Below are 9845 nucleotides of genomic sequence, written 5' to 3' on the forward strand. Positions count from 1 at the left end.
TACGTTGTAAGGTAGCGCCCGGAGTCAAGGGAAGGGAAGAGCGGTGGCAGCGAAGGCATCCCGGACGCCGCTCAGTCGCGAGCGCGTCCTCGGTGCGGCGGTGGCGATCGCCGACGCCGAAGGGCTGAAAGCGCTGACCATGCGCCGGCTCGCCGCCGACCTGGAGGTCGAGGCGATGTCGCTCTACTACCACCTGCCGGCCAAGGAAGCCCTGCTCGACGGGGTCGTGGAGACCGTGCTCGCGGAGATCTGCGTGGCGGTCGCCGGCGTCGAGGCCGGGGACTGGCGGGAGCGGCTGCGCGAGCAGTTCCTGACCGCGCGCCGGATCATGCTGCGGCACCCCTGGGCGCCCGGCCTGCTGACCACCCGCAGCGCGGTGCCACCCGTGGTGTACGCCTACTACGACTCAATCGTGGGCACCCTCGTCGGCGCCGGGTTCTCGTACCGGCTGGCGCACCGGGCGCTGCACGCCTTCGGGAGCATGACGCTCGGGTTCGCCCAGGAGATCTTCGCTCCCGGCGACGCGGAGGCCGAGGAAGAGGAGGACCTCGCCGCGATGGCCGAGGCGATGCCGCATCTGACCGCGATGCTGGCCTCCGAGATCCACGCGGCCGACGATCCGACGCTGGGCTGGTGCGACAGTCAGGTGGAGTTCGAGTTCACCCTCGATCTGCTGCTTGACGGGCTGGAGCGACTGCGCGGCTGAGGCGGCGGACGGCCTCGTCCATCAGCTCGGGCGGGGCGGCGGCGTAGGTGAGGCGCAGGTGCGGGGCGGGTGGCTCGGCGGCGTACCAGGGGCGGCCCGGGAAGACGATCACGCCGGCGGTGGCCGCGGCGGCGGTCACGGTGACGTCGTCGGTGTGGTCCGGGAGGCGTACCCACAGGTGCAGGCCGCCGCGGGGTACGGCCGGCGGGACGAGGTCCGGCAGGTGTCGGGAGAGCGCGGCGAGCAGGGCGTCGCGCCGGGAGCGGAGCGCGGCCCGCAGGGTACGGCGGTGACGGCCCCAGGCCGGCGAGGTGACGAACTCGAGGGCGGCCTGCTGGAGCGGGCCGGCCACGAAGAAGTCGTCGAGCAGGCGGGCCGACCGCAGCCGGGCACCGGCCGGGCCACGGGCACCGATCGCGGCGACCCGCAGCCCGGGCGCCGCCGATTTGGTCAGCGACCGCAGGTAGACCACGTGCCCGTCGGGGTCGCCGGCGGCCAGCGGTGGCGGGGCGTCGCCGTCGATCACCAGGTCGCGGGCGTAGTCGTCCTCGATCAGGAAGGCGCCGGCGTCGCGTACGATCGCGGCCACCTCGGCCCGGCGGTGCGCTGCCAGGGTCGCGCCGGTCGGGTTGGCGTACAGCGGCTGGCAGTAGAACAGGCGTGCCCCGGTGCGTGCGAAAGCCGCGGCGAGCTGGTCCGGGCGTATCCCGTCCGCGTCTGCCGGCACCGGAACCACCCGCAGCCCGGCCGCGTGGCCGGCGGCCAGCGCACCCAGGTAGGTGGGCGACTCGACCAGCAGGGTGTCGCCGGGCGCGGCGAGCGCGCGCAGCGCGGAGCTGAGCGCGGCCTGCCCGCCCGGGCAGATCACCAGATCATCGTCGCGCAGCCCGGTCCCCGCCTCCCGGGCGAACCAGTCCCGCAGGTCAGCGCGCCCCTCCACCGGTCCGCGGTGCCACGTGGCCGGCTGCCGGGCCGCCCGGGCGAGCGCGGCGCCGAGCGCCGCGGCCGGTTGCAGGTCGGCGTCCAGGTAGCCACCGGAGAGCGGAATCGCCCCGGCCGGCGGTAACGCCAGTAACGCCTGCATCTCCTCCTCCCCCGCACGGCGCGGCCCCAGCGCCACTGTCTGCCAGGACAGATCAGGGGTACGCCGCTCCGGCTGCCGAGCGGCCACAAAGGTGCCCCGCCCGGATCGGGTCTCCACCAGCCCCTCCCCGACCAGGCGCCGGATCGCCTCGGCGACGGTCACCGGCGAGGCCTGATGCCGCGCGGTCAGCTCCCGCACCGAGGGCAGCCGGGTGCCCGGCTCCGCACCGGTCGCCAGCCGACGAAGATCTTGGATAACACGGCCCGTTGCGTTACCGTCGTTCATGAGAGAACAGAGTAGCGCTACTGGCGCCGGAGCGATAACACTCGGCGCGCTGGGTGTGCTCGCCTTCAGCCTGTCCCTGCCCTTCACCCGGGTCGCCGTCCACGAGCTCGACCCGTGGTTCGTCGCCTTCGGCCGGGCGGTCGGAGCAGCGCTGCTGGCCGGGGTCTATCTGCGGTGTACCGGCGCGCCCCGGCCTACCGCCGGACAGTGGCGCCGGCTCGCGGTGGTCGCGCTCGGTGTCGTCGCCGGGTTCCCGCTGTTCACCTCGCTGGCGCTGACCACGCAGACGTCGTCGCACGGCGCGGTGGTGGTCACCGTGCTGCCCGCGATCACCGCCGTCTTCGCGGTGCTGCGAGCCGGTGAGCGGCCACCGGTCCTGTTCTGGATAGCGAGCGGCGGCGGGCTGGTCGCGGTGCTCACTTTCCTGATCAGCAGCGGCGCGGTGCACGGTGCCCTGTCGGTGACCGACCTGTACCTGCTCGCTGCGGTGATCCTGTGCGGGCTCGGGTACGCCGAGGGTGGCGCGCTGGCCCGGGAACTGGGCGGCGCCCGTACCATCTGCTGGGCCTTGCTCCTCGCCTTGCCGGCCACCGTGCCGGTCACGCTCCTCGCAGCCGCCACCCACCCGCCGCGCGCCGGCGCCGCCTCCTGGGCCGCGTTCGGCTACCTCACCGCGGTCTCCATGTTCCTGGGCTTCTTCGCCTGGTACGCCGGCCTGGCCCGCGGCGGCGTCGCCCGGGTCGGTCAGGTGCAGCTCGCCCAGCCGGTGCTCACCCTGCTCTGGTCCGCGCTGCTGCTCGGCGAGGCCGTCGGCGCGGGCGCCATCGCCGCCGCGGTCGTGGTGTTGGCTTGCGTCGCCCTCACCCAGCGCGTCCGCCGGCCGGGCCGTCCTGCTCCGGCCGGCAGGAAACAGCAGCCGGCCGCCGTCGGCGGTCAGGAACCGGCGGCCAGCAGAGCCGGGGTGAGCTCGGCGGACGCCAGCTCGCGCGAGCGCACCGCGGCCGCGCCCGCGCGGGCGGCCTGGCGCAGGCATTCCGGCAGCGCTTCACCCCGCAGGTGAGCGGCGAGGAAGCCGGCGAAGAACGCGTCGCCGGCACCGTTCGTGTCCACCACCTCGTCCACTCGCTCGGCCGGCACCTTGACCACGTCGCCGCCGCGCTCCAGGGCGATCGCGCCCTCGGCATCGGACGTGCAGACCGCGAGCCGGGCCCCGGCGGCGATCCGCTCCCGCAGGAACGCCTCCGGGTCGGCGAGCCGCTCCGAGCTGAGGAAGACACAGTCGGCCGTCTCCGCGAACTCCCGGTGGAACTCGCTCTTCCCGTCATAGTCGTGCAGGTCGCACCAGATCTCCTTGCCGGCGGCGCGGGCGGCGCGCAGCACCGGGCGGGTGTGCTCGGCGAGGTCCGCGACCACCACCGCGGCCGCGGCGAGCGTCTCGGCGGGCACGGCGACCGGCTCCGCGGCGACCGGCAGGGTGAGGTAGATCGACAGGCGCCGCCCGTGTGAGTCCATCAGGTTGGTGTGCCGCTCCGAGCCGTTTTCGCTCGGCGCGGCCAGCACCTCGATCCCGGCGCCGGCCAGGCCGGTCGCGATGCGCCGGCCGGGCTCGTCGTCGCCGAGGACGGTCGCGAGCGTCACCGGTACGCCGAGGCGCGCCAGGTTGAGCGCCTTGCCGGCCGAGGTGCCGCCGATCGCCTCGTGGTGCCACTCCGCGAAGACCGTGTGCGGCCGCGCGGGCGGCAACTCGCCGACGTGGATCAGAAGGTTCCAGGAGACCGGTCCGGCGATCAATACAGGCTGCACGTCAGAGAGCGTACGGGGACCGGAACAACCCGTGCGGATCGGCTGCCGTACGGATCCAGCGCAGCCGGGCGAAGTTCGGCCCGTAGTAGCGGGGCAGCATGGCCGGCCCGGGCTCCAGGTAGTTGACGTAGCTGCCGGCCGACCAGCGGCGCATCGCCTGGTGGCCGGACTCGATCCACGCGTACCCGTCGGAGACTCCGGTGGTGTCGCCCGCCGGCAGCCCGACCAGCCATTGCAGCATGGTGTGCGCCCCGCGCCACGGGAACGCGGTCGCTTCCGGCGCGACCCGCCCGACGGCGCCGGTCAGCCGCTTGAGCGCGGCGTGGCCGTATCGCCGCTGCCGGGCCCGCCGCTCCACGGTGGCCAGCAGCGCGGCGATCGCGGGTGCCGGCAGCACCTGCCGGAAGATGTCGCTGCCGGCCAGCTCGGTGGTGCGGTTCGCGCATCCCTCGGCGTCGACGCATCCGGCCCGGTCATGCGCGACCTCCAGGTAGGAGCGCCGGCGCAGCTTGGCTTTCGCCGGCTCGCGCCCGGCGGCGCGAGCGATCTCCGCGGCCTCGGCGGCCGGGTCACCGTCCAGGACGAACCCCGAGATGCGTACGGACAACCGCCCTCGTTCGTCCGAGCCGAACTGACACGACGACCACACTTCGTCCGGTGCCGAGTGCAGCCGCGCCTGCCAGCCGGTGGCCACCCGGGCCGCGTCGGTCCACGGATAGTGCAGGACGAACGAGCCGGCCGTCGCGACCCGGTGGGTGCGCATCCGCCATCGGGTCACCACGCCGAACTGCCCGCCGCCGCCTCCGCGCAGCGCCCAGAACAGGTCCGGCTCGCGCTCCGCGTCGACGGTTCGCAGCCGTCCGTCGGCACCGACCACGTCGGCCGCGGTCACGGCGTCGCACGTCAGCCCGTACGCCGAAGCAGCCATGCCGATCCCACCACCCAGCGTGATCCCGCCGATGCCGACCGACCCGCACGCTCCCGAAGGGATCGAGACGCCGGAGGCGCCGAGCCCGTTGTACACGTCGATGAGCCGCGCCCCGCCGCCGATCTCGGCGGTGCCGCTGGCCGGGTCGTTGCGCACGTCGTCGAGCCGGCGCAGGTCCAGGACCACTCCGGACGCGGCGGTGGACGCGCCCACGTACGAATGACCACCACCTCGGGTGACCACTGGGATGCGCGACCGGCGCGCGAAGCGGACCACCTCGGCGGCGTCCTCGGCGGAGGCGCAGCGGGCCACCGCGGGCGGGCGGACGCGGTCGAAGCGCGGGTCGACCAGACGCCGGGCGGCGTCGTAACCGGCGGTTCCCGGCAGCTCGACCGAGCCCTCCAGGGACGCGTCGAGGGCCGCCCAGTCAATGGCGGGCCGGGCGGGTCGGGCAGCGACAGAGGGTGGCCGGAGTGCGGCGCCGGTCAGGGCGGCGGCTCCGGCGCCGAGCACGACCCGGCGGGAGAGCGACATCACCATATCGTGTCATATCGGACAAAGAGTCCGAAGCTCAATCGCCGTCGACCTCGGCCCGGAGGCGGTTGATGCGATCCACGCCCCGCTGGACGTTCTCCCGGGACCGCTCGAGGAACTCGTTGCTGCGGGCGGTCTTGTCCGACGCCCGGGCGACCGAGCCCTGGAAGCGGGTCATCGGGTCGACCAGGCGACTGGCCTGCTCATGGGCCTCGTCGTCGAGGCGGCGCTCGCGCTCGTTGGCCTCCGCCTCACGGGCGTCAGCCGCACTCTCCCGCAGGTCGGCCAGGCGCTCCCGCTGGTTGGCAAGCTCATCGCGCCGGTCGGCCGCGCGCTCACGCTCGAGCAGACGCCGCTCCCGCTCGTCCAAGTCGGAAGCGCGTGCCGCCTGATCGTCCGGAATCGCCGCGCCGCTCACAATCGCATGCTACCGATGGGACAGGAACGGCAACCAGACGCGATCCCCCCTTCCGGTTGCTATGCAACTAGTTGCATAGCATGATGGCGCCCATGGCCCTTGAACACGCGATTCTCGTCTCCCTGCTGGAGCAACCAGGGTCCGGATACGAGCTGGCCCGCCGCTTCGACCGGTCCATCGGCCGGTTCTGGACGGCTACGCATCAGCAGATCTACCGCGTCCTCAAACGGATGGAGTCAGACGGCTGGGTGATCGCCGAGGAGATCGGACAGGATGGGCGACCCGACAAGCGGGCCTATTCGGTGGCCGAGGCCGGCCGGGCGGAGCTGATCACCTGGTTGCGTGACCCGGTGCAGCCGGAAGCGGTCCGGCACGAGCTGGCCGTGAAGATCCGCGGCGCGGCCTTCGACGACGCCGCCGGCCGGGCCGCGCTGATCTCCGAGGTGGAGCGCTACCGCAAGACCCACGAGGCGGTTTTGGAACGCTATGTGCACGGCGAGGGCCGTGACTTCCCGGCCGGCACCGAGCTCGACGCCGGCCAGCGGTTGCAGCACGTCGTACTGCGCGGCGGCATCGCGTACGAGCGGATGCTCCTCGACTGGCTCGACGACGTCCTCGACACCCTTCGCGCCCTTTGAAAGGGGTTTATCCAGTGCTCCTCAACCCGCACACCTACGACCCGGTGCACCTCGATCCCGAGTCGCGGCAGCTGCTACGCGCCACCATCGACTTCTTCGAGGAGCGCGGCAAGAAGGCACTGCTCGACACCTACATCGACCGGGCCTGGTACGCCGACTTCCTCGACTTCGCCGCGAAGTCGGGCCTGTTCGCGACGTTCCTGACCCCGGCTGCCGAGGGCGGCGACGACAAGGACAAGCGCTGGGACACCGCCCGCAACGTCGCGCTCAGCGAGATCCTCGGCTTCTACGGGCTGAACTACTGGTACACCTGGCAGGTCACCGTCCTCGGGCTGGGCCCGGTCTGGCAGAGCGGCAACACCGAGGCCCGGGCGCACGCCGCGCGGCTGCTCGACGACGGGCACGTGATGGCGTTCGGCCTCTCCGAGCGCTCGCACGGCGCCGACATCTACGCCACCGACATGATCCTGACGCCTTCGCCGGACGGCGGATTCCGGGCGGACGGCGGGAAGTACTACATCGGCAACGGCAACGTCGCGGGGCTGGTCTCGGTCTTCGGGCGCCGCGCCGACATCGACGGGCCGGACGGGTACGTGTTCTTCGCCGCCGACAGCCGGCACCCCTCCTACAAGTTGATCAAGAACGTCGTGAACTCGCAGATGTTCGTCAGCGAGTTCCGGCTCGAGGACTACCCGGTGCGCGAGGAAGACATCCTGCACACCGGCAAGGCGGCCTTCGACGCGGCGCTGAACACGGTGAACGTCGGCAAGTTCAACCTGTGCACGGCCGCGATCGGCATCTGCGAGCACGCCACCTACGAGGCGGTCACCCACGCACACCAGCGGATCCTGTACGGCAAGCCGGTCACCGCCTTCCCGCACGTCCGCCGCGAGCTGACCGACGCGTACGCCCGGCTCGTCGCGATGAAGCTGTTCGCCGACCGGGCCGTCGACTACTTCCGCTCGGCCGGCCCCGACGACCGCCGCTACCTGCTGTTCAACCCGATGACCAAGATGAAGGTCACCACCGAGGGCGAGAAGGTCATCGACCTGCTCTGGGACGTGATCGCGGCCAAGGGCTTCGAGGCGGACACCTACTTCGACAAGGCCGCCAAGGACATCCGCGGCCTGCCCAAACTCGAGGGCACCGTGCACGTCAACCTGGCGCTGATCCTCAAGTTCATGCCGAACTACCTGTTCCGCCCGGCCTCGTACGAGCCGGTGCCGACCCGGCACGACGCCACCGACGACGAGTTCCTGTTCCACCAGGGCCCGGCTCGCGGTCTCGGCCGGATCCAGTTCCACGACTGGCGGATCGCGTACGACACGCACGCCGCGGTGCCCAACGTGGCCCGGTTCCGCGCACAGGCCGACGGGCTCTGCGACCTGTTGCTCAAGCACGCGCCGGACGAGGCGCAGCAGGCGGATCTGGACTTCCTGCTCTCGCTCGGGCAGTTGTTCGCCCTGGTCGTCTACGGACAGCTGATCCTGGAGCAGGCGTCACTGACCGGCCTGGACGGCGACGTCCTGGACGAGATCTTCGCGATCCTGGTGCGCGACTTCTCCGAGTACGCGACCGAGCTGCACGGCAAGTCGGCGACCACCGACGAGCAGGCCACGTGGGCGCTGTCCCAGGTGCGGCGCCCGGTGACCGACGAGGCGCGCACCGGGCGGGTCTGGCAGCAGGTGCTGAGCCTGGTCGGCGCCTACGAGATGCGCCCGTAACTCTCCGGCCGGCTGATACAGCGACCGCCCGCCACCGGGTTCAGTGGCGGGCGGTCGATCGACCGACGGGACCGGTCAGCCGGCGGCTTCCGGGTTGCTCGTCAGGTCCATCAGCTGCTGGGTGACGTGGTTGGTCAGCGCCTCCTGGTAGCTGGAGGCGAGCTGGCCCAAGCGGTCGATCTCGTCGAGCAGGGCGGCCCGCTTCTCCACCAGGCTGTCCATCGCCTCGGTGTGGTTGCGGCGCGCGTCGGACTCGATCGTGCCGGCCTTCAGCTGCGCCTCGCTGACCAGCTGCTCGGCCTTGGTCTGCGCGTTGGTGATGATGGTCTCCGACTCGCGCTGGGCGTCGCGCATGTGCTCGTCGGCGGTGCGCTGGGCCATCATCAGCACCCGGGAGTTGCGGTCGTCGTCGCCGGCCGACGGGGCCGGGCCGGTCGGGGCCGCGCTGCGGGCCCGCTCCAGCTGCGCCTGCACGCTGCGCGCGTTCTGCTCGGCGCGGGCGCGGGCCTCCTGGAGGCGCTCCAGCTGTGCGGCCAGATCGGCGAACTCGTTGTTGAGCACCATCGTCGAGGCCGCGTTGCCGCCTCCGCCGCGCTGCATCTGGTCGCGGAGAACGCCGTTCTCCTCCAGCAGACGGGTCAGCTCCTGCTCGACCTCGTCCAGGAACGCGTCGACCTCCTCCTCGTCATAGCCACGCTTGCCAATCGGAGGCTTCTTGAAGGCGACATTGTGAATGTCTGCCGGTGTGAGCGGCATCGTGCTCCTCGGTTCCCGTCGGTTGCAGTGGTGCGGCCCGAATCCTACGGGCATGATCGCGTGGCCGCCGACCACCGGCGGCTGATCGAGCGTACGCCGCCACGCCCACAGGCGCTGGCCGCAGCGATGCCCGAGTTCGCGGTTGGTGACCGGCGACGCGGATCAGTGCCAGAAGACGGCGACCGCCGCGTTGACCAGGGTCAGTGCGATGATGCCGATGAAGTGGCCCTTGTTGACCGCCTCCCGCTTACGCGGGATGAAGACCATGATGAAGATCAGTACGGCGAAGAGCAGCTTGACGCCGAGCTTGATCGGGTTCGGCTCGTCGTCTCCCCCACCGCGCAGTGGCGCCGACAGGAGCAGGCCGGAGGCGAGCTGGATCACCGCGCCCCAGAGGATCGCCGGGTTGATCCGGAACTTGCCGGACAGGAACTGCGTGACCGCGCCGCCGAGCAGCAGCGCGAACCCGATCAGATGAATGAACAGCAGGATCAACCGGATCGCTTCCACGAGCGAAAGCTTGCCACCCGGCGTGATTGCTGATCACTCCGGGGTTGGTGTGACTGGGTTAGCATTCTGGTGGGTGGAGCGCCCGCCCGTGCCACGAGTGGCTGCCCACGTCAACCATGCGACGTGGCCAAGAGTCCCCGACTCAGCGCTGGCAGACCGCTGCGGTGCGTTCGCGCCGTCCGTCCGGCGGGTGACGTGGGTGCCCGCGCGAGGACGTGATGGGCATGTTCGAGCGGTTCACCGACCGAGCGCGACGGGTTGTCGTCCTGGCCCAAGAAGAGGCCCGGATGCTCAACCACAACTACATCGGGACCGAGCATGTGCTCCTCGGGCTGATCCACGAGGGTGAGGGTGTCGCGGCCAAGGCTCTGGAGAGCCTGGGCATCTCCCTGGAGGGAGTGCGGCAGCAGGTCGAGGAGATCATCGGTCAGGGCCAGCAGGCGCCGAGCGGGCACATCC

The 9845-nt window shown here is 71.7% G+C and carries 10 protein-coding genes and 1 pseudogene; 5 read left to right on the top strand and 6 right to left on the bottom strand.

The genetic code is table 11. The annotated features are described in order from the left end of the window. The first annotated feature begins 43 nt into the window (after positions 1 to 43). The gene (locus tag I4J89_RS22910; protein ID WP_196416071.1) at positions 44 to 706 is read left to right on the top strand and encodes a TetR/AcrR family transcriptional regulator; all 663 of its coding nucleotides are present in this window, start codon (positions 44 to 46) and stop codon (positions 704 to 706) included. Here the strand turns inward: I4J89_RS22910 and I4J89_RS22915 are convergent. Continuing rightward, positions 660 to 2075, bottom strand: coding sequence for an aminotransferase-like domain-containing protein (locus I4J89_RS22915; protein ID WP_196416072.1), 1416 nt, complete (start codon positions 2073 to 2075; stop codon positions 660 to 662). The genes I4J89_RS22910 and I4J89_RS22915 overlap by 47 nt on opposite strands. On the opposite strand from I4J89_RS22915, the gene I4J89_RS22920 reads away from it, so the two are divergent. Beyond that, positions 2074 to 3135: a DMT family transporter gene (locus I4J89_RS22920; RefSeq protein WP_196416073.1), complete on the top strand. Its 1062-nt coding sequence runs from the start codon at positions 2074 to 2076 to the stop codon at positions 3133 to 3135. The two genes, I4J89_RS22915 and I4J89_RS22920, sit on opposite strands and share 2 nt — an antisense overlap. On the opposite strand, the pseudogene I4J89_RS49710 reads toward I4J89_RS22920, so the two are convergent. The 3 genes and pseudogenes from I4J89_RS49710 to I4J89_RS22930 all read right to left on the bottom strand — a co-directional run. After that, positions 3108 to 3878: pseudogene (locus I4J89_RS49710) on the bottom strand (carbohydrate kinase family protein); the annotation flags it as partial. The gene I4J89_RS22920 and the pseudogene I4J89_RS49710 overlap by 28 nt on opposite strands. 1 nt (position 3879) lies before the next feature. Further along, the gene (locus I4J89_RS22925) at positions 3880 to 5340 is read right to left on the bottom strand and encodes an FAD-binding oxidoreductase (RefSeq protein ID WP_196416074.1); all 1461 of its coding nucleotides are present in this window, start codon (positions 5338 to 5340) and stop codon (positions 3880 to 3882) included. 37 nt (positions 5341 to 5377) lie between these two features. Further along, complete coding sequence (locus I4J89_RS22930) at positions 5378 to 5758, bottom strand: hypothetical protein (RefSeq protein ID WP_196416075.1); 381 nt, start codon at positions 5756 to 5758, stop codon at positions 5378 to 5380. Positions 5759 to 5850: 92 nt separating this feature from the next. Between I4J89_RS22930 and I4J89_RS22935 the strand changes: the two genes are divergently transcribed. Together I4J89_RS22935 and I4J89_RS22940 are read left to right on the top strand one after the other, a co-directional pair. Beyond that, complete coding sequence (locus tag I4J89_RS22935; RefSeq protein ID WP_196416076.1) at positions 5851 to 6396, top strand: PadR family transcriptional regulator; 546 nt, start codon at positions 5851 to 5853, stop codon at positions 6394 to 6396. A 14-nt stretch (positions 6397 to 6410) separates the two neighbouring features. Next, positions 6411 to 8120, top strand: coding sequence for an acyl-CoA dehydrogenase family protein (locus I4J89_RS22940; RefSeq protein ID WP_196416077.1), 1710 nt, complete (start codon positions 6411 to 6413; stop codon positions 8118 to 8120). A 75-nt stretch (positions 8121 to 8195) separates the two neighbouring features. On the opposite strand, the gene I4J89_RS22945 is transcribed toward I4J89_RS22940, so the two are convergent. Both I4J89_RS22945 and I4J89_RS22950 read right to left on the bottom strand, forming a co-directional pair. Further along, complete coding sequence (locus I4J89_RS22945) at positions 8196 to 8876, bottom strand: DivIVA domain-containing protein (protein ID WP_196416078.1); 681 nt, start codon at positions 8874 to 8876, stop codon at positions 8196 to 8198. A 162-nt stretch (positions 8877 to 9038) separates the two neighbouring features. Further along, entirely contained in the window at positions 9039 to 9386 is a 348-nt protein-coding gene (locus I4J89_RS22950; RefSeq protein ID WP_196416079.1) for a hypothetical protein, read from the bottom strand. A gap of 224 nt (positions 9387 to 9610) precedes the next feature. Here I4J89_RS22950 and I4J89_RS22955 point away from each other — a divergent pair. After that, positions 9611 to 9845, top strand: a 235-nt coding sequence (locus I4J89_RS22955; RefSeq protein ID WP_196416080.1) for a Clp protease N-terminal domain-containing protein, incomplete at its 3' end; no start/stop codon positions are given.

This window comes from Actinoplanes aureus (assembly GCF_015704865.1).
GTDB lineage: Bacteria > Actinomycetota > Actinomycetes > Mycobacteriales > Micromonosporaceae > Actinoplanes > Actinoplanes aureus.